Annotated in this window: 15 protein-coding genes and 1 other RNA gene; 6 read left to right on the forward strand and 10 right to left on the reverse strand. The window is 69.5% G+C overall.

What is annotated here, in order from left to right; genetic code table 11:
• The first annotated feature begins 250 nt into the window (after positions 1-250).
• Positions 251-1192 carry a glutaminase gene (locus tag ACWD02_RS01035; RefSeq protein WP_451203116.1) on the forward strand — a complete coding sequence of 314 codons (942 nt, stop codon included), beginning with the start codon at positions 251-253 and terminating at the stop codon, positions 1190-1192.
• Between the two features lie 286 nt (positions 1193-1478).
• Here ACWD02_RS01035 and ACWD02_RS01040 read toward each other — a convergent pair whose 3' ends face one another.
• The 5 genes from ACWD02_RS01040 to ACWD02_RS01060 all read right to left on the reverse strand — a co-directional run bounded on the left by ACWD02_RS01040 (position 1479) and on the right by ACWD02_RS01060 (position 7380).
• Positions 1479-2531, reverse strand: coding sequence for a DEAD/DEAH box helicase (locus ACWD02_RS01040; protein ID WP_451203118.1), 1053 nt, complete (start codon positions 2529-2531; stop codon positions 1479-1481).
• A gap of 161 nt (positions 2532-2692) precedes the next feature.
• Positions 2693-4621 (reverse strand): DNA/RNA helicase domain-containing protein, encoded by a 1929-nt coding sequence (locus ACWD02_RS01045; protein ID WP_451203120.1) that lies wholly within the window; start codon positions 4619-4621, stop codon positions 2693-2695.
• Positions 4622-4721: 100 nt separating this feature from the next.
• Entirely contained in the window at positions 4722-5735 is a 1014-nt protein-coding gene (locus ACWD02_RS01050) for a protein NO VEIN domain-containing protein (protein ID WP_451203121.1), read from the reverse strand.
• Positions 5736-6344: 609 nt separating this feature from the next.
• Positions 6345-6754, reverse strand: an RNA gene (gene rnpB / locus ACWD02_RS01055) — RNase P RNA component class A.
• Between the two features lie 56 nt (positions 6755-6810).
• Positions 6811-7380 carry a Uma2 family endonuclease gene (locus ACWD02_RS01060; protein ID WP_451204320.1) on the reverse strand — a complete coding sequence of 190 codons (570 nt, stop codon included), beginning with the start codon at positions 7378-7380 and terminating at the stop codon, positions 6811-6813.
• Positions 7381-7614: 234 nt separating this feature from the next.
• Between ACWD02_RS01060 and ACWD02_RS01065 the strand changes: the two genes are divergently transcribed.
• Both ACWD02_RS01065 and ACWD02_RS01070 read left to right on the forward strand, forming a co-directional pair.
• Complete coding sequence (locus tag ACWD02_RS01065; protein ID WP_451204322.1) at positions 7615-8439, forward strand: MerR family transcriptional regulator; 825 nt, start codon at positions 7615-7617, stop codon at positions 8437-8439.
• Positions 8436-9263, forward strand: a complete 828-nt coding sequence (locus ACWD02_RS01070; protein ID WP_451203124.1) for a hypothetical protein — start codon at positions 8436-8438, stop codon at positions 9261-9263. Before ACWD02_RS01065 ends, ACWD02_RS01070 begins: the two co-directional genes overlap by 4 nt.
• Here ACWD02_RS01070 and ACWD02_RS01075 read toward each other — a convergent pair.
• Positions 9214-10656, reverse strand: coding sequence for an RNB domain-containing ribonuclease (locus ACWD02_RS01075; RefSeq protein WP_451203127.1), 1443 nt, complete (start codon positions 10654-10656; stop codon positions 9214-9216). The genes ACWD02_RS01070 and ACWD02_RS01075 overlap by 50 nt on opposite strands.
• A gap of 458 nt (positions 10657-11114) precedes the next feature.
• Here ACWD02_RS01075 and yaaA point away from each other — a divergent pair, with 458 nt between their 5' ends.
• Complete coding sequence (gene yaaA, locus ACWD02_RS01080; RefSeq protein WP_451203130.1) at positions 11115-11915, forward strand: peroxide stress protein YaaA; 801 nt, start codon at positions 11115-11117, stop codon at positions 11913-11915.
• A 73-nt stretch (positions 11916-11988) separates the two neighbouring features.
• Positions 11989-12642: a bifunctional 4-hydroxy-2-oxoglutarate aldolase/2-dehydro-3-deoxy-phosphogluconate aldolase gene (gene eda, locus ACWD02_RS01085; RefSeq protein WP_451203132.1), complete on the forward strand. Its 654-nt coding sequence runs from the start codon at positions 11989-11991 to the stop codon at positions 12640-12642.
• Between the two features lie 334 nt (positions 12643-12976).
• On the opposite strand, the gene ACWD02_RS01090 is transcribed toward eda, so the two are convergent.
• From ACWD02_RS01090 to ACWD02_RS01105, 4 genes are all read right to left on the reverse strand, one after another.
• Positions 12977-14185 (reverse strand): bifunctional RNase H/acid phosphatase, encoded by a 1209-nt coding sequence (locus ACWD02_RS01090; RefSeq protein ID WP_451203135.1) that lies wholly within the window; start codon positions 14183-14185, stop codon positions 12977-12979.
• An 18-nt stretch (positions 14186-14203) separates the two neighbouring features.
• Positions 14204-14947 (reverse strand): zinc ribbon domain-containing protein, encoded by a 744-nt coding sequence (locus tag ACWD02_RS01095; RefSeq protein ID WP_451204324.1) that lies wholly within the window; start codon positions 14945-14947, stop codon positions 14204-14206.
• Positions 14943-15794, reverse strand: a complete 852-nt coding sequence (locus tag ACWD02_RS01100; protein ID WP_451203138.1) for a Nif3-like dinuclear metal center hexameric protein — start codon at positions 15792-15794, stop codon at positions 14943-14945. The genes ACWD02_RS01095 and ACWD02_RS01100 overlap by 5 nt, the downstream gene beginning before the upstream one ends.
• A gap of 118 nt (positions 15795-15912) precedes the next feature.
• On the reverse strand, positions 15913-16992 hold the full coding sequence (locus tag ACWD02_RS01105; RefSeq protein ID WP_451203140.1) for an ABC transporter substrate-binding protein: 1080 nt from the start codon (positions 16990-16992) through the stop codon (positions 15913-15915).
• 216 nt (positions 16993-17208) lie between these two features.
• On the opposite strand from ACWD02_RS01105, the gene ACWD02_RS01110 reads away from it, so the two are divergent.
• Complete coding sequence (locus ACWD02_RS01110) at positions 17209-18309, forward strand: hypothetical protein (RefSeq protein WP_451203143.1); 1101 nt, start codon at positions 17209-17211, stop codon at positions 18307-18309.
• Positions 18310-18375 lie beyond the last annotated feature (66 nt).

Raw genomic sequence — 18375 nt, forward strand, 5'->3', positions numbered from 1 at the left:
GCCTGCCTTCAGGTGGGGGGAATGCGGGGGGAACTCAGGTGACCTGACCTGACCGACCTGACCTGACCTGATCTGAAGTGAAGTGAGCGAACCGAACTGACGGCCAGTCAGCACCCTCTACCGCATTGAGGCACGACTTACTGGAGGTAACAAGAGCGACCTGCACACTTGTTGACATGCTACGGCCAATTCCGGCCGCGCCCCGCGCCCGGCGCCCCGCGCCCCGCGGTGCCGTTCACGCGGGTGCAAAATGGCGATCATGACCTCGCCCCGGACGCCCCAGACCTACCAGCCGGTCCTCGACCGCATCGCGGCCGAGATCGAGAGGACGCCGAGGCGCGGCAGGCCCGCCGACTACATCCCGGCGCTCGCCGCCTGCGACCCGAGCCGGTTCGGCATGGCCGTCGCGGAGCCCGACGGCACGGTGTACGGGGTGGGCGACTGGCGGCAGTCGTTCTCCGCGCAGTCCATCACCAAGGTCTTCACCCTGGCGCTCGACCTGGCCCGCGAGGGCGACGCCCTATGGGACCACGTGGGCCGCGAGCCTTCCGGCAACCCCTTCAACTCGCTCGTGCAGCTGGAGTACGAGAACGGCATCCCGCGCAATCCCTTCATCAACGCGGGCGCGCTCGTCGTCACCGACCGCCTCCAGACCCAGACGGGCGACGCGGCGGACACCCTCCTGGACTTCCTGCGCGCGGAGAGCGGCAACGCCGGGCTCGCCATCAACGAGAGCGTCGCCGCCTCCGAGTCGGCGCACGGGGACCGCAACGCCGCGCTCGGCCACTTCATGGCGTCGTACGGAAACATCGCCAGCCCGGTCCCGGTCCTGCTCAACCAGTACTTCCGCCAGTGTTCCGTCGAGGCGTCCTGCGCCGACCTCGCCCTCGCCACCGGCTTCCTCGCCCGCCACGGCATCCGCGCCGACGGCACCCGCCTGCTCAGCCGCAGCCAGGCCAAGCAGGTCAACGCGATCATGCTCACCTGCGGGACGTACGACGCCGCCGGCGACTTCGCCTACCGCGTGGGCCTGCCCGGCAAGAGCGGCGTGGGCGGCGGCATCATCGCCGTGGTCCCCGGCCACTGCACGCTCTGCGTCTGGAGCCCGGGCCTGGACGAGCGGGGCAACTCGGTGTCGGGAGTGGCGGCACTGGACCGCTTCACGACACTGACGGGACTTTCGGTGTTCTGAGGCGCGACCGCGCATCGGCGGCGGACCGGCGGCAAGCCGGGCGGGGAACGGCCGTGGCCGGTCCCGGGCTTGAGCGGCAGACGAGTCGGGCTGTACGCCGGGGAAAGTGATCGCAGCGCTATGACCTGCACAAACACACAGGGCGGCCATCTGAGTGGCTACCTTGCTGGCTACGCAAGAGGCTCCTCTGCGTACCCCCTTCCGGCCCCGAGAGGGGTACTTCAGCCCAGGTTCAGACAGGCCGCCCGATGATTCCGGCTTGACCGACTCCCTAGTGGCCTGGTGCTCATTGCCAAACAGCGAATCGCACGGATTCAGTGAGTACGTGCGTCGCCGACCCCAGGTCTGCCAGGCGCCTCGCCAGGGTCGATTCGGCGAGCCTGGGTGGCAAAGCCTCCGCGAACTTCAGCCCCTTGACGGCCCGTTCATCGACTTCCGGCAGGCACAAATGGTCCTGGGCGTCGGCCGAAGCATGTCTCCAAGCGGCAAGGCTGAGGTCCTCTCGCAATCGGACCCAGCAGTCGTTGACCTGCTGGGCAGGTGCGGCAACCTCGGCCAGCGTGGCCGCCAGCGTGGCGTTCGCCCGGTGACCTGCCCATGTCCACCACTTCACGTATCCACCCGAGCCGCGGATGATCACCGTCCCTCCGGGATGTACCTCTTCCATGAAGTGCTCCCGTGCTTCGGCCAGGTACTTCTCGGCACGCGCGGTGAGGTCCACCGGCGGGTTCGCCCCAAGGAGCACCTCCCGTACCGCGCGCGTCAGCTCGAAGGAGATACCGAAGTCGAGCCCGGCACCGCTCCACTTCGCTCTGCCGCCGCCGTCAACGGGTTCGACGAAGCACCGCTTGCGCTTCCAGTCGATGTACGTGACCTGCCAGCTCCGGCCGGCCAGGAGCAACCGCCTCGGCCCGTCGATCCGTTCGGTGAGCAGACTCGGATCCGTCCTGCCGATCCGCGGCTCCGGCGGCGCGACGACGGGCTCCACCCAGCCACGCGACCACTGCATGAGAAGAGCCGCCGCGCCGAGGAGTCCACCGCGGTCCAGCGCTAGGAAAAGGCAGTTGCGTGACGTTCCGGCCCTGCGTCCTGTGCGCCCGAGCCGCCGCTCCAGGACCGCGAGCAGATGCCAGCCCCGGTCCTCCCCGGCGAATGCGTGCACCTCGTCGACGACCACGGCACGCAGTCCGGAGAAGAAGGACGTGTGATCGACGTTCGCGCTCACCAGCATCGCCTCGAGCGACTCTGGAGTGGTGAGCAGAACACGCACGTCGGCACGGGCGCGGGCTCGGCGGCTCGGAACAGTTCCGCCGCCGACAGCCCATCCGCTGTCCGACATCAATGACCCCGTCCATTGCCCGTTGCCCTGCGGTACCGATGCCGCGTCTCTCCTACGCACGGGCAGTGCCGCTCTCTTGTCGCCGCACAGGCCAGGCGGCACTGAATGTTCCAGTTCAGGCCTTCCACATGCGTGACGCAGGATGCTGGGACTATGCCCGGTCAGATATCACCCGGCTCTTTGGGAGGGGCACCGGCGGACCCAGTGGCTGGCGAAGGTCTCCCGCTCACGGGCCCCGCTTTTATCCGATCCGGAACCAGGCTAGCCAGCATGGCCCGAGTCTCGGGATCAGTTGAATAGAGGACGGTCCCGACCATCCCCCGCGTGAGTAGCACTTTATATGTATTTCGAATAAGGTGACCGAAGGTTTCCGGATCCGCCTTTTTAACGGTGTAATCCTTGCTCTCCCCAGGGACAGAAAGCCACTTATTCCCGCGCCACACCAAGTCGGGACCGAAGATCATTCCGTTCCAGGCGTACTCGAACCCTTGGGCCGTGTAAATGCACCCGACCTGTCCGAATCCTGACGGATCAGTGGCCCACAGCGAGGAAACCGGTACCCCTCTCACGGGCTGCTCACCTCTAAGATTCCAGGGTCTGCGCCATTCTCCAATAACTACGTCGTCGACGAGACTGCCATCGATCCGTGGATCGCTCCAATTCCAGCAGAACCCTGCCGTCATACGCGAGGTGTATCCGAATTCCTGCTGGCCGCTTAGGTAATTCTCCATCCACTGGGGCGATTCAGCGACGAGCAACTCGAAATCTTCCTCGGGCTGCCATTGAATCGGACCACCGGGCTCAAGGCCGAGAAGACGGAGAACCCAATATTCGTAGGCACGGCTCCCGCCGCACCGGAACTGGTTATTGAGATCGACATGGCGAACGATGCACCCGCGCGCGTGAGCAGCCTCATCGATGGTCTCGACACTTCCCATCTCCCCGGGCCTTACGACCTGATGCTCGTCGATCAAGAAGACAGGGACCCTGGCTGCGTCGATGAGTTCCTCCACTTGGCCTCGACCGCTCCGATGCCCGGCGTACGCGCCCTGCTTCGTAGACCGCTGGCGAAGGCGATGGGCTTCATCGCAGATCAAGACGTCCAGCCCGTTTCGTTCAGCACTTGTGAAGTCGAAGAAGTATCGGAAGAGCTTTGAAATTCTGCTGTTCTTACTGCCAACGACGTGCCGGAGAGTGGTAGTGAAGGACTTGGATCCGGTGGCGTGGACAACGCTCCTCCCATTCCTCCCGAGGTATCCCATCAGGTGTAACGCAATGACGCTCTTACCCGAACCAGGACCCCCGGATATCACTATGACCTCCTTCTGGTCTGACTGTCGCGACAGGTCCGCCGCCCGCTTCACCAAACGAGCCGCCACCTCTTGCTCATCCATCAGGATAAACTCGCCGCCGTCGATTATCTCGGCAGCAGCGGCACGCATCAATTGACGACCGGGAGCATGGGGGCTATTCAGGAGGTAGTCAGCCTCTGGCGAACCATCCAGGGCAGAAAGACGGGTCTGCAGATATTTGATAAGTTCTCCGCGGGATGCATCCGTGAAGAGTTGGGCCTTCGCGTCTGGTAATTTAAATAGTTCACTGACATCCCGATCGGCTGCGTAGTGCAGATAGGCTACGCCCGCGACGGCATCCTCCTGATCACTCAGCACATTGGTGAAGTCCTGCAGGTAATCGCAGTAGCGGCGCACCTGAGTCACGGGATGTAGAACTGGTGGTCGATTTTCCATTCTCGCCACTAAACATAAATCGTCAGTGCCAGGAACGAGACGTGCTTCGCTCCACTGCTTGAGTTCGACGATGACGTAGGACGGTCTGCCCGTCGCGGGGTGGGAACCGGCAAGGACGATATCTGCGCGCAGGCTGGTAAGGGGTAATCGGTGCTCGACCAGTACCTCGATGCCATCAAGCCCGGCATCGCACAGAACCTCTGCCAGGGCCGGGAGACTGCTCTCCCACGAGCGGCGTTCACTGGACGACGGGTTCTGACAGAGCACGGAGCGGTATTTCTGGGCAAGCCGCTCAAAGAGGGCTCCGTCACTGCACTGATCGAACAGCGCACGTGCGGACATACGAAGAAGAGGCACGGGAAATCCCCACAAGGGCGGTGGACTCGAAGGCACGAGGGCTAGCGGGACTTGCCCCGGAAACCCCGAAGGTGCATCTGGGCAGTCAGGCGAGCGGTAGGCGGTACTCGAAACTGCGCGGCCTCAGGTCCGCCTCAGCCGGCGCCCAGTCATGGAGGTGCAACACCCTGCCGCCACTCGCTGTGTAGTTGTCGGACCGCAAGTCCACCTTGATGTCACTGGCCACAAATAGGTCCACGGTGTTCTGCGGGTCCCGGGCATGCTCAACCTCGTTGATTGTCAGGTCGACACTTGTGGCCGCGCCCGTTGTCCCCTTCACCTCTACGCGGCGCTCTTCCTTGCCACGCGTGCAGTGGAGGTCGTACGGCTTGCCAAGGCGTTCGACCATCCAGCCCTCCCCCTCGTAGTGAGCGACTGCCATGTCCTCCGCGTGCAGTTCGATGGCCTTGCGCTTCTTGGGGTCGGAGACGAAGCCCGCTCCACCGGAGGGCCGCTTCGATTGCTTGGGCAGCTTCACCTGCTCCGCGGTGAACCCGGGCGTGTGGTTCAGGGCCACCGTCTGCTGTTGGGACCAGTTGGCTGGGATTCCGGCCTCATCGAGCAACGGCTGCGGATCCATGTCGACGACCATGCCTATGCCTCGTTGAGTCCCCGAAACACGTATGGCGTCACTGGCGGCCATTCCAAGCGGCCCGTCCTCATCCAGACGGACGTCGTGGAGCACAGCCAATGGCTCGATGCCGAAGCGCACCGGGTACTTGATGGCGTTTTCGGCTTCCTCGTCCGGCCAGTGAGGGGCTTCTGCCTCGTAGAAGTTCTCACGTACTTCGAACAGGTACAGAGTGATCTTCTTGGCACTCCATACGTCGAGTTGTACGCGCGGGCCCACTCCCGTGGCCAGCACGGCGAAGCGCGGGCGCGCGGACCGGTACTCGGGCTTCCACGCAGGGAACCCCCACGACCGGGTTTCGATCCCGTACTGCAGGTTGCGCTGCGTTCCGGACGATTGACCTACGTGGACCATCACGAACGAGGCTGCCCGAGAGGGACTGTGGAGGGGAGCAGGGGCGTCGTCCTTGCGGCTGTTCTCGTGCCTCACCAAGTGCCTTCCTCCGTGACCGCCTACCTCTGCGCCGATCCCAAACGATCGACTGAGGCCATGACCATGCCACAGAACAGTCAGATTTTCATACAAATAAAGCCAACGGTAGGCGAGTTGGCAGCACTGATCAGACACAGAGCGGGAGGACACCTCGCCTCAGCGCTCTACCTATGCGCGCTCAAGGCGCGCTGTTCAACAAAGTGACGCGGCGCGTCCACACACGCTCAGCAACTCGGACCTCGAAGGCGTATTAAGACGATGTCCTAAGTGGTGATCGTTCGGTTAGCCTCTTTATGGGGCGGGCAACGTGGAGTTGGCCTTCCGGACAGCTTGTGGGAGCTCACCAGGCAGCGGCGACGCCGGGCAACGACCAAAGCGCACAGAGACCGAACCCACAGGGCGTCGAGGTCGACGCCCCGACACTCGCCAGCCCCCTCCAGCGACTCGGCAACATCACTCATCGAGGCCATCCCAGGCCCCGCGCCAAATGCACAACGTGTGCACGCCTCCACGGGAACTTTCGGGAAGTCGCAGCTAGAGGAGGTATGTGTCCAGACACGACAAAAGGCCCCGACCAAGCATAAGGCCAGGTCAGAGCTATAGCGGCAGACGAGTCGGGCTGTACGCCGGGTTCTGTCGCCCGGTCGCCTCGCGGCGGCCGGGGAGACGGCCATCCATCTAGGGTCCGCATTGCTGCGGACCTCGTGCGGTCTACCCGCGGACTCGGGCGGGCAGCCCTCGATCATCCGCGCAGGGCCCTGTCTCCAGGGCCCCTCTTGACCTTGCTCCAGGTGGGGTTTACCTAGCCGCCTGAGTCACCTCAGGCGCTGGTGGTCTCTTACACCACCGTTTCACCCTTACCGGCGGCCGAAGCCTCCGGCGGTCTGTTTTCTGTGGCACTGTCCCGCGGGTCACCCCGGGTGGCCGTTAGCCACCACCTTGCCCTGTGGAGCCCGGACGTTCCTCGGGAAGATTCCCTGGTGAGGGAAGCTTCACGCGGCCGTCCGCCCGGCTCGTCTGCCGTGCCGACCATGCTACCCGCCGGGTGCCGCAGCTCCGGCCCCGCGGACCCTCAGTCGAACTCCGCCGTCTCCAGCTCGAAGCCGAACGGCTCGGGGAGGGCCACCGCCTTGCCGAAGGGGAGGGTGCAGTGCTGGCGGTAGTCGTCCCCCTCCGGGTCGCTGAACAGCGTCAGCGAGGAGCCCTCACGGTCGATGAGCAGGTAGAGCGGAATGCCGCCGCGGGCGTAGCAGCGGCGCTTTGCTTCGCGGTCCGCCTGCGGCTTGGTGGACGTCACCTCGACCACCAGGGCCACGCCTTCACAGGGCATCCAGGGCTCGGCGCCACGGAAGAGGCGGAGTTCTGTGGGGGCGAATGTGCCGTCCGGGATGGCGTGGTTCTTCGGACAGGCACCCCCGCTCTTCAGCTTCAGCCCCTTGTTCCCGGAGTAGTCCATATCGGTCCTGGAGCGCCTGATCACTTGCTTCATGATCAGGTTGATGCAGTCCTCGTGGTCCCCGTCCGGCGGCGGCGTCACGACGATTTCCCCCTCGATCAGCTCCGCCCGGAAACCCTCCGGGGTGTCCAGCGCGAGGAAACCCTCCAGGAGGACCTCTGCCTGCGTGAGCGGCTCGTGTGCCATGGCAGTCATGTCACGCCCCTTCCTCGGTCGCTCGCCAGACTGGGACATCGCTTGATCCGCCGTCCAAGAGATCGGGAGTTGTTCCCTCGATCGTGGCACAGGAACACGCGCGGGCGGCAGGCTTCGCCCGCCCGGCGGGTCCTGGGCCGTCGTTGCTTGACCTTGCCGCAGCGTCAACGTTTCTACTGGGCTCATGAACGGGATGAGAGCGGCCTCGTGAACGGGGCGGGCGGGATGCGGATCGGCGAGCTCGCCGGGATCGTCGGGGTGACCACACGGGCGATCAGGCACTATCACCACCTCGGGCTGCTGCCCGAGCCCGAGCGCCGGGCCAACGGCTATCGGGAGTACGGGCTGCGCCACGCCGTCGTACTCGCGCGGATCCGGCGGCTGACCGAGCTGGGGCTCGGGCTCGCCGAGGTGCGGGACGTGCTCGCGGACGACGCGGGGCGTGAACTGGCCGAGGTGCTCGCCGAGCTGGACACGGACCTCGCGCGGCAGGAGAGCGCGATCCGCGAGCGGCGGGAGCGGCTGCGGGTGCTGTTGGACGACGCGGAGCACGGGCGGTTGTCCGCCGAGGGGCCCGTCTCGCCTCAACTGGGCGAATTCTTCGCCGAGATGGCCCGTTCCGACGCCGGCCGCGAGGGCCCCGAGTCCGCAATGGCCGCGAAGGACCGGGAACTGCTCGCCCTGATCGACACGACGGCGCCCCCGGAGGACCGCGACAGGTTCATGGCCGCGCTGCACCCCGCGCTGTCCACCCCGGACGCGGTGGAGCGCGCGCACGAGGTGTACGCGCTGCTCGACGCCCTGGCCGACGCCGACCTCGCCGATCCGCGTACGCAGGCTGCCGTGGACGAGGCGGCGCAGGCGCTCGCCGCGGCGCTGCCCGACTCGCTCCTGGAGCAGCTGGGCACCGAGGGCGTGCAGGCGGTGGCCGACGGGCGGGGTCGCGGCGACGACCGGTTCCTGGAAGCCTTCTTCTCCGACTTCTCCCCCGCCCAGGCCGAGGCCGTGCGCCGTGGGATGCGGCTGCTCCTGGAACGGGGTGCGCGATGACGAGGCTCGTGCGGACGCTCGCCTGGGTCGTCGTACCCCTCGAACTCGTCCTTGTCGTATGCCTGTTGGCGGGGCCGGTGATCCCCGCGCACGCACTGGTCGGCATGGAGGCGGTGGCCCTGGCGCTGCTGCTCGTCGAGTGCGCGGGGCTCCTGATCGTGTACCGGCGGGGCGGGCGCGCGGCGGTCAGGGACGTCGTGCCGGAGCCGGTGCGGCGGATCGTCGGGCACGAGGTGCGGGCGCTGTCGAGCCTGGTGCTGTGGGTGGCGCGGCGGCGGCACGGGGTGCGGGAGGGGGATCTCGCTTTCGGGCACGCCCGGGATCAGGCCGCGATGCTCTACGGCTTCGTGTTCGTCTCCGTCGTGGAGACCATCGGGCTCGCCCTACTGCTGCGGAACTGGCCCACGCTCCACGCGATCACCCTCGTCATCGACGTCTACGGCGTGATCCTGATGCTCGGCATCCACGCCGCCTCCGTGACCCGGCCGCACGTGCTGTCCGCCGACGCACTCCGCGTACGCCACGGCGCCCACCGGGACGTGACGATACCGCTGGAGCGGATCGCCGCCGTGCGCGGTGAGCGGCGCTTCACGCACGAGGCCGCCGACGGGGTGCTCAACATTCCCGTCGCCGCGCAGACCTCCCTCACGCTGGAGCTGACGGAGCCCGTCATGGCGGTCGGTTTCCTTGGTGGGCGCAGGCCGGTGACGACGGTACGGCTGCACTCCGACGAGCCGGCGAAGCTGCGAGCCGCGCTGGGGCGGGCCCTGGAGCTCACGCAGGCGCGAACCGCACCTTCGCCGCCCCTGGATCGGCCTGCGTGAGCCACACCCGCAGCCGCTCCCCCAGCGGCAGGCCGCCGGTGCCGCCCTCGATGCGGGCGACGATCGCGGGGTCGGTCAACTGGACCGTCCCGACGGCGGGTTCACGCTCATGGACGTCCACCACCACCGCGTCGAAGAGCTCGCCCACCCGGTCCTTGAGCAGCGCGGCCTCGACGAGGTCCACGCACTCGCGCTCCACGGTGTTGGCGCGCCGCGTCCCGTCCGCCATCTCCTTGGGCAGCTCGGGCAGCGCGGCGAGCACCCACTCGGGCGGTTCGTCACCGGCGACCGCGGCCAGGCACAGCTCGGAGGCGTAGCGGTCGACGAGGCGGCGCAGCGGGGCGGTGCAGTGGGCGTAGGGGGCGGCGACGGCGGCGTGGGTGGTCAGCTCGGGGACGTCGCCGCCGCTGAACGCGGTGTATCCGGCGCCGCGCAGCAGCGTGGTGCACTCCTGGAGGAACGCGGCGTGGTGGGGCAGGCGCGGGTCCAGGGAGCGGACGAGTTCGGCGTACGGGACGTGGTGCGGCCAGTCGACGTCCAGGGCCTTCGCGGTGCGGCGCAGGCGGCCGACGGCGCCGTCGGGGGCTGTGGGCAGGGTGCGCAGGATGCCGGCGCCCGACCGGATCATCAGCTCGGCGGCTGCCATGCCGGTGAGGAGGGAGATCTGGGCGTTCCATCCGTCTGCGGGCAGCGGGGCGCGGAAGCCGAGTTCGTACGTGCCGCCGCGCTCGACGATCTCCTGTTCGGGCACGTTGAGGGAGATGCCGCCCCGCTCGACCTCCAGCCGTTCGCGCAGCCGGCCGATGTCGGCGAGCAGCGCGAGCGGCTCCTCCGCGGTGCCGCCATCGATGGCCTGCTGCACGCCCTCGTAGTCGACCTTGGCGCGGCTGCGTACGAGAGCTCGGCGCACGTCGGTGGAGACGGCGCGTCCCTCCTCGTCGAGGTCGATCGTCCAGAGGGCGGCCGGGCAGTCCTGCCCCGGGAGCAGACTGGCCGCGCCCTCGCTCAGCGTGGTGGGGTGCAGGGGCACCTTCTCGTCGGGGAAGTAGAGGGTGGTGACGCGCCGGTGGGCCTCCGCGTCGAGCGGCCCACCGGGCGTGACGTACGCGGCGACGTCCGCGATGGCGTACCGCACCCGGAATCCGCCGCCGTCGCGCCGGGCGAGGTGCATCGCCTGGTCGAGGTCGACGGAGGCGGGCGGGTCGATGGTGAACAGGGGGATGTCGGTCGCGTCGTGCGCCGGAAGCCGTGGAGAGGCGAGGGCCCGCTCGGCATCGGCCAGGACGTCCGCGGGAAATCCCTCGGGCACGTCCAACTTCGTACGCAGCTCACGCAGCACACCCCACAGGGGAGCTTCGGCTGCGCCGGTCACGCGGAGATGACGACGGGGCATGGGTCGAGCGTAGGCGGGGAGGGGCGAGGCGGCACGGTGAAGGGGTCACGTCCGGGGGCGGGACCTGCGCTGCCGGGTCTGGGTGGCCGGGACACCCGCCGGGAAACGGCAAAGGCCAGCGCCATCGCCGGACGCAGCCACGACGGTCAGCCCGCCGCAGGCACGGGCGGGCGGGGGCCTCCGCTGCCGGGTACTCGGCCGGGTGGCCGGGAGACCGCCGGGAACGGCGAAGGCCAGCACCATCGCCGGACGCAGGCACGGGCGGGCGGGGGCCTCCGCTGCCGGGTACTCGGCCGGGTGGCCGGGAGACCCGCCAGGAAGCGGCGAAGGTCAGCGCCGTCGCCGCAGCCACAACGCCCCGCCCGCCGCAGGCGCAGGCGCTCGACGTTTCCGGTGACGATTACCCTGGCGCAGGGCCCGCACCCCCACCCGTTGCCCTCCGAAGGAGAACCAGACCCATGCTCGTCCTGTTGCCGCCCTCCGAAGGCAAGGCGTCCTCCGGCCGTGGCGCCCCCCTGAAGCCGGAGTCGCTCTCCCTGCCGGCGCTCGCGGACGCGCGGCAGGCGGTGCTCGACGAGTTGGTCGACCTCTGCGTGGCGGACGAGGAGAAGGCCCGTGACGTACTCGGTCTGAGCGAGGGCCTGCGCGGCGAGGTCGCGAAGAACGCCGAGCTGCGCACGGCGGGCGCGCGCCCCGCGGGCGAGATCTACACGGGTGTCCTGTACGACGCGCTGGGCCTCGCCACGCTGGACGCCGCCGCCAAGCGCCGTGCGGCACGGTCGCTGCTCGTCTTCTCCGGGCTGTGGGGCGCCGTCGGCGTCACCGACCGCATCCCCTCCTACCGCTGCTCGATGGGCGTGAAGCTGCCCGGCCTCGGCGCGCTGGGCGCCTACTGGCGTACGCCGATGGCCTCGGCGATGCCCGAGGCGGCGGGCGACGGGCTCGTACTGGACCTGCGTTCGTCGGCGTACGCGGCCGCGTGGAAGCCGAAGGGCGAGGTCGCGGACCGGACGGCGACGGTAAGGGTGCTGCACGCGCAGATGGTCGACGGCGTCGAGAAGCGGTCCGTCGTCTCGCACTTCAACAAGGCGACCAAGGGGCGGATCGTCCGCTCCCTGCTCGAGACTGGCACCCAGCCGAAGAACCCGGCCGAGCTGGTCGAGGCGCTGCGGGACCTCGGGCACGTGGTGGAGGCCGAGGCTCCCTCGAAGGCGGGCAAGGCGTGGGCGCTCGACGTGGTGGTTCGGGAGATTCACTAGCCCGGCCGCCTAGTGGTTGCAGCATGCGCAACACCCTTTGCGCATGCTGCGTGACGCGAGGCAGGATGCTCCCATGACTTCCCCCTCCCCCTCCGCCTCCTCCGCCGCGGCTTCCGGCTCCGTGCTCGATCTCGCTCCCGTCGTCCCCGTAGTCGTCGTGGAGGACGTCGCCGACGCCGTGCCGCTGGCGCGCGCGCTGGTGGCGGGCGGGCTGCCCGCGATCGAGGTGACGCTGCGTACGCCAGCCGCGCTCGACGCGATCCGGGCCATCGCGGCGGAGGTGCCGGACGCGGTGGTCGGTGCCGGCACCGTCATCTCGCCCCAAGGCGTCGCGGAGTCCGTCGACGCCGGGGCCCGCTTCCTGGTCAGCCCGGGGTGGACCGACACGCTGCTCGCCGCGATGAAGGCGTCCGGGGTGCCGTTCCTGCCGGGGGTCTCAACGACTTCCGAGGTGGTGGCCCTGCTGGAGCGCGGGGTGCACGAGATGAAGTTCTTCCCGGCGGAGGCGGCCGGTGGTACGGCCTATCTCAAGTCGCTCGGTGGTCCGCTGCCGCAGGCCCGCTTCTGCCCGACGGGCGGCATCGGCCTAGCCTCCGCGCCGTCGTACCTCGCCCTGCCGAACGTCGGTTGCGTGGGCGGCAGTTGGATGCTTCCCGCTGACGCGGTCTCGGCGAAGGACTGGCCTCGCGTCGAGGCCTTGGCGCGGGAGGCGGCTTCCCTCCGATGAGTCGGGCCGGGGGCCTTGTGCATGTGCCCCGCCGCGGGGTGCGGGTCGGTGGGGGCCGCGATCGCGCCGTTCCCCGCGCCCCTCATGGGGCACGAAACCGCATCCCGGCGCTGACACCTGCGGGTGCACCGTGGCCGATCGCGCCGTTCCCCGCGCCCCTTACGGGGCGCACGGCACCGCGCCCGTAAGGGGCGCGGGGAACTGCGCGACCAGCCCCCACCGGCCCGCGGGAAACCATGACGGCACGCCCGCTAAGGGGCGCGAGGAACTGCGCGGCCGGCCCCCACCGACCCACAGGCGAGACGAGGCAAGGCATGGCAAGGCATGGCAAGCCCTACCGCAGGTGCGACGTGTCGTTCAGTAGGCGGACCGACGCGTTGCCGTCGGTGTAGTACGCCACCGCCGAGACCGACGCCGCCGAGAGTTCCATGCGGAACAGGGACTCCGGCGGGGCACCCAGGGCCAGGCGGACCAGTGTCTTGATCGGGGTGACATGCGTGACCAGGAGCACCGTGCGGCCCGCGTACTCCGCGGCGAGGCGGTCCCGGGCCGCGGACACCCGGCGGGCCACCGCGGAGAAGGACTCCCCGCCGGGCGGCGCGGCATCAGGAGAGGCGAGCCACGCGTCCAGCTCCTCGGGCCCGCGCGACCGCACCTCACCGAAGGTGAGGCCCTCCCAGGCCCCGAAGTCCGTCTCGCGCAGCCCCTCGTCGACGCGTACGTCGAGGCCGAGGCGGGCGGCGACTGCCTGCGCGGTCTCCTGGCACCGCTTCAGCGGCGAGGAGACGATGGCCTGGATCGTGCCCCGCGCAGCGAACGCGGCCGCCGCACGCTCGGCCTGTTCCCGGCCCACCTCGGAGAGGGAGGGATCCGAACCGCCACTGCCGGAGAAGCGTTTCTGGGGCGTCAGCGCGGTCTCCCCGTGCCGCAGCAGCACGAAGGTCGCGGGGGCGCCCAGGTCAGCGGGCGCCGCCCAGCCGACGGGTGGTGCCTGCGCGGCCACGTTGCCCGCGGCTCGGGCGTCCACGTCCGCCCCTGCCTCGGGAACGGGTTCCGGCACCTGCGCCTGCGCCGCAGAACGCGCGGCCCGCGCGTCAAGATCCGCCGTCGAGTCCGAGGCCGACCACTGTTCGCCCCGCTTGCCCGCGTCCATCGCCTCGTTGGCGAGCCGGTCCGCGTGCTTGTTCTGCGCGCGCGGGATCCACTCGTACGTCACCCGGTCCGGCGGGAAGACCCGCGCGGCCTCGGCGGCGAGCGGCTTCATGTCCGGGTGCTTGATCTTCCAGCGGCCCGACATCTGCTCGACGACGAGCTTGGAGTCCATCCGGACATGGACCGAGGCGTCCGGGTCCAGGGCGTGTGCCGCCTTCAGGCCGGCCACCAGGCCCTTGTACTCGGCGACGTTGTTCGTCGCGACGCCGATGTACTCGGCGGCCTCCGTCAGGGTTACCCCCGTGGCCGCGTCGATGACGACCGAGCCGTAGCCCGCGGGACCCGGGTTGCCCCGTGACCCGCCGTCGGCCTCGACGATGAACTCCCGCACGGGCAGGGCTCCCTGGATCTAGATGCCGGACTCGGACGTGCGGACCAGGATGCGGCTGCAGTTCTCGCAGCGCACGACCGTGTCGGGGGACGCCGCCTTCACCTCGTTGACCCCGGTGATGTCCAGCTCGATGCGGCAGCCCTCGCAGCGCCGCTGGTAGAGCTTGGCCGCGCCGATGCCACCCTCCTTGGCGCGCAGCTTGTCGTAGAGCTTGAGCAGGTCGGCCGGGACCGAACCCGCCACGACCTCGCGCTCCTTGGTGACCGTGGCGGCCTCGCCGTCGATCTCCTCGAAGGCCGCGTCACGGCGGGCGGTCGCGTCGTCGATCTTCGCCTGGACCGAGGAGACACGTTCCGCCAGCTCGGAGACCCGCTCCTGGGCGGACTCGCGGCGCTCCATGACCTCGAGGACGACGTCCTCCAGGTCACCCTGGCGCTTGGCGAGGGACGCGATCTCGCGCTGGAGGTTCTCCAGGTCCTTGGGGGACGTCACGGCGCCCGAGTCCAGGCGCTGCTGGTCGCGGTTGGCGCGCTGGCGCACCTGGTCGACGTCCTGCTCCGCCTTGGTCTGCTCGCGGGCGCAGTCGCTCTCCTCGGTCGTCGAGGCGACGTGCAGGTCGCGCAGCTGCGCGATGTCCTTGTTCAGCGACTCGATCTCGGCGTGCTCGGGCAGGGACTTCTTCCGGTGCGCCAGCTGCTGGAGGCGTACGTCGAGTGCCTGGACGTCGAGGAGTCGGATCTGGTCGGCGGGCGCGGCGTTAATTGGGGTCTCCTGTTGTGTCGGTAGTCGAGGCCGCGTGGGCGGTCCAGGGGTCGGTGACCGTCTTGGAGACGTGGACGCGAAGTCCCCATCCGTGACGGTCGGAGATCTGATCGAGCTGCGTCGCCGCCAGTTCGCACCACGGCCACTCGGTGGCCCAGTGCGCGGCGTCGAGAAGCGCGAGCGGAGTCTGTGCGCGGGCCTCCGACACCGGGTGGTGGCGCAGGTCCGCGGTGACGAAGGCGTCCACGCCCGACGCGCGTACGTCGTCGAAGAGGCTGTCGCCGGAGCCGCCGCTGACCGCGAGGGTCCGGACGAGCTGCTCCGGGTCGCCCGCGACGCGGATGCCCTGCGCGGTGGCGGGCAGCCGCTCGGCAGCGCGGGCGGCGAGTTCGCGGAGCGTCAGCGGGTGTTCGAGCTCGCAGATCCGGCCGAGGCCCCGGCGGCCGTGCGCATCGGCGGGGTCCGGTACGAGGGGGCGGACGATCCGGAGGTCGAGCGCGCCGGCGAGGGCGTCGGAGACGCCGGGGTCGGCGCGGTCCGCGTTCGTGTGCGCGACGTGCAGCGCCACGTCGTTCTTGATGAGGTCGTGGACGACCCGGCCCTTGAAGGTGGCGGCCGAGACCGTCGTCGTGCCGCGCAGGTAGAGCGGGTGGTGCGTGACCAGGAGCTGGGCACCCAGCTTCACCGCTTCGTCGACGATCTCCTGGACGGGGTCGACGGCGAACAGGACCCGGGAGACCTCCGCGTCGGGGTCGCCGCAGACCGTGCCGACCGCATCCCAGCTCTCGGCGAGTTCGGCGGGCCACAGGACGTCGAGGGCGGCGATGACTTCAGACAGACGGGGCACGGAGAAAGGCTACCTTCCCGCTGCGCTCGGCATGTCGTACGTCACGCACCGCTACGGACTGCTACTGAGCGCCCGTCCGCGGCTCTCTTGTGGCTGAGCGCGCAGTTCCCCGCGCCCCTTACGAGGCCAGGGTGGACCTGAGGTCGTCAAGGACCGAGTTCGCCGCCGTCACGCCGAGGCCCAGGTACCAGGTCTCGTCCGGGACGTTCTTGGCCCGGCCCTTCTTCACCGCGTCCAGCTTCTTCCACAGGGGGTTCTTCTCGGCCTCGGAGCGGCCGGTCTTCTTCGCGTCGCCGTAGACACCCGTGAAGATCCAGTCGGCGTCGGCCTCGTCGATCTTCTCGGTGCTGATCTCCGTGGCGAGGTCGTTGACCTGCTGGTTCTTGGGGCGGGGCAGGCCGGTGTCGTCGAGGATCGTGCCGATGAAGGACGCCTTCGCGTAGAGGCGTACGCGGTCCGGCATGTAGCGGAGCATCGTGATCGTCGGCTTGTCGTCGCCGAGGTCGCGGCCCAGGGACCTCGCCTTCTCCTCGTACGCGGCCAGCTCCTTCTTCGCCTTGGCCGTCTTGTCCAGCGCGGCGGCGTTCAGGAGGTAGTTCTCCTTCCACGTGAAGCCGGGGCGGATGGAGAAGACGGTCGGGGCGATCTTGGAGAGCTGCGGGTAGAGCTTGGCCGCGCGCAGTTCGCTGCCCAGGATCAGGTCCGGCTTCAGGTTCGCGATCGCCTCCAGGTTGAGGGCGTTGATCGTGCCCACGTCCTTGGGGTGGCCCGCGTCCTTCTTCAGGTAGCCGGGGATGCCGTCGTCGCCCTCGGTGGGGGCGTAGCCGACGGGCTTGATGCCGAGCGAGACGACGTTGTCGAGCTCGCCGACGTCGAGGACGACGACCCGCTCGGGCCGCGTCGTCAGCTCGGTCTTGCCGCGTGCGTGCGTGATGGTGCGCGGGAACTCGCCCGGCTTCGCCTTGGTGCCCATCTTCGCGGTCTGCTCGGCGGCCTTGGAGAAGTCCTCGCCACCCTGGGCGACGGCCTTGCTGCCGGTGCCGTCGCCGGACTTGCCGGAGCCCTCGCCGGACCCGCAGGCCGCGAGGGAGAGCGCACCGGCCGCGGCCAGGGCGATGGCGGCGGTGGCCCGGTGGCGGCGGGGACGTCCGGACCGTGAGGACCGTGGGGACCGTGGGGAGGGGGAAAGCGGTGCCATCGGTGCTCCAGGCTCCAGGGGGTGTGCTGCTGCCGCTTCCGCAGGCCCGCAATCACTTAGGTCGCCCTTACCTTAAGCGCGTCCTCCTCACCCTGCACAACCACCCCCGCCCCCTCAGGCGAATCGGTACATCGCCACCCTTCTGTGTGAAGCGGGCGCCCACAGGTGCCACGGCAGCGCGTGCGAAAACTAGCTTCATGGCCCGGAGGTTCCCCCATGACAGCGCCCACGCTTGAGCCCGAACCCATGACCGCGCCGATCTCCGCCCCGGCGCCCGCGACACCCCCGGTGATCACCGCCGACGGCGCGTACGCCGCCCGTCTCGCCCTCGACGGCGGCTCCTGGTTCCCCGAGCGCTGGACCCTCGACTCCCCCGAGCCGTACACGGTGCCGCTGCCCGGCAACCAGCCCGAGGAGCCCGGCACCGAGGTGCTCCCGATGCCCGACGGCCGGGTCCTGATCCACCGCGTCGTCGACGGCCGGCACGTCTTCGCGCTCCTGTACCCGACGGGGCCGGAGACCGGCGAGATCCCGCTGGGCGCCGTGGAGTGCGGCGAGTCCCGGCTGACGCTGCTCCCGCCCTCACCGGCGGCCGGTCACGCGTACGCACTCGCGGTGGGCGCCGGGTCGACCGCCCTGTGGCTCGTGGCGGGCGGCGCCTTCGGTCCCGAGCACGTCGCGGAGATCCCCGGGCACTGTTCGGGCGGGGTCTGGCTGGACGGGGAAGGCCGGATGCTGGCCCTGGACCGGGAGGTGGGCGGCCGGGTGAAGGCCGTGGCGGTGGACCTGGAGCGGGGCGGCGAGGTGTCGCCCCTTCTCCAGATCGCCGACGAGAGCGACGACCGGCTGCTGCTCGCGGACCCCGACAGCGGGCTGCTCCTGATCCGCTCGGACGCGCCGGGCCACGACAGGCTCGGCTGGGGGGTGCTCGGCGGCACGCGCCCGGTGCGTTTCCCCGAGTGCCTGCGCCTGCCCGACCTCGCGGTGACGCCGTTCGCCATACAGCCCGGCCAGACGCTGATGCCGGAGAACTGTGCGGTGGCGCTGCGGATCGACGGGGCGGCGGGGAGCTGGCTCGGCCTGTGGCGGCCCGCCGAGCGACGCCTGCATCAACTGGCGGCGCCCGAGGGGTGGTTGGCCGGTTCGGGGTGGTGGACGCGGGAGGGCGCGCTGCGGCTGCCGTATGTGACGGAGGCGGTTCCGTGCGGGGTCGCGGAGTTGGAACCTCCCGCTCCGGCGGCGGCGCCCGCGGCGGTCGCCGCGCGGCCCGTTCCGTTGCAGCAGGCGCCCCTCAACGGGCGCGCGGGCGTTGGTTAGACTCGCCCGGCTGCACCGAACGATCTTCTTTACAGAGTTACAGCTTTTACGGGGTGAGTGTGTTGA

This window comes from Streptomyces sp. NPDC002853, from assembly GCF_053591915.1.

What these genes read in the sequence shown, in the direction of transcription:
- ACWD02_RS01035 (WP_451203116.1), top strand. Translation starts at nt 251, where the DNA reads ATGGCGATCATGACCTCGCCCCGGACGCCCCAGACCTACCAGCCGGTC.
- eda (WP_451203132.1), top strand. Translation starts at nt 11,989, where the DNA reads ATGACTTCCCCCTCCCCCTCCGCCTCCTCCGCCGCGGCTTCCGGCTCC.
- yaaA (WP_451203130.1), top strand. Translation starts at nt 11,115, where the DNA reads ATGCTCGTCCTGTTGCCGCCCTCCGAAGGCAAGGCGTCCTCCGGCCGT.
- ACWD02_RS01040 (WP_451203118.1), bottom strand. Translation starts at nt 2,531, where the DNA reads ATGTCGGACAGCGGATGGGCTGTCGGCGGCGGAACTGTTCCGAGCCGC.
- ACWD02_RS01060 (WP_451204320.1), bottom strand. Translation starts at nt 7,380, where the DNA reads ATGGCACACGAGCCGCTCACGCAGGCAGAGGTCCTCCTGGAGGGTTTC.
- ACWD02_RS01065 (WP_451204322.1), top strand. Translation starts at nt 7,615, where the DNA reads ATGCGGATCGGCGAGCTCGCCGGGATCGTCGGGGTGACCACACGGGCG.
- ACWD02_RS01075 (WP_451203127.1), bottom strand. Translation starts at nt 10,656, where the DNA reads ATGCCCCGTCGTCATCTCCGCGTGACCGGCGCAGCCGAAGCTCCCCTG.
- ACWD02_RS01110 (WP_451203143.1), top strand. Translation starts at nt 17,209, where the DNA reads ATGACAGCGCCCACGCTTGAGCCCGAACCCATGACCGCGCCGATCTCC.
- ACWD02_RS01105 (WP_451203140.1), bottom strand. Translation starts at nt 16,992, where the DNA reads ATGGCACCGCTTTCCCCCTCCCCACGGTCCCCACGGTCCTCACGGTCC.
- ACWD02_RS01045 (WP_451203120.1), bottom strand. Translation starts at nt 4,621, where the DNA reads ATGTCCGCACGTGCGCTGTTCGATCAGTGCAGTGACGGAGCCCTCTTT.
- ACWD02_RS01070 (WP_451203124.1), top strand. Translation starts at nt 8,436, where the DNA reads ATGACGAGGCTCGTGCGGACGCTCGCCTGGGTCGTCGTACCCCTCGAA.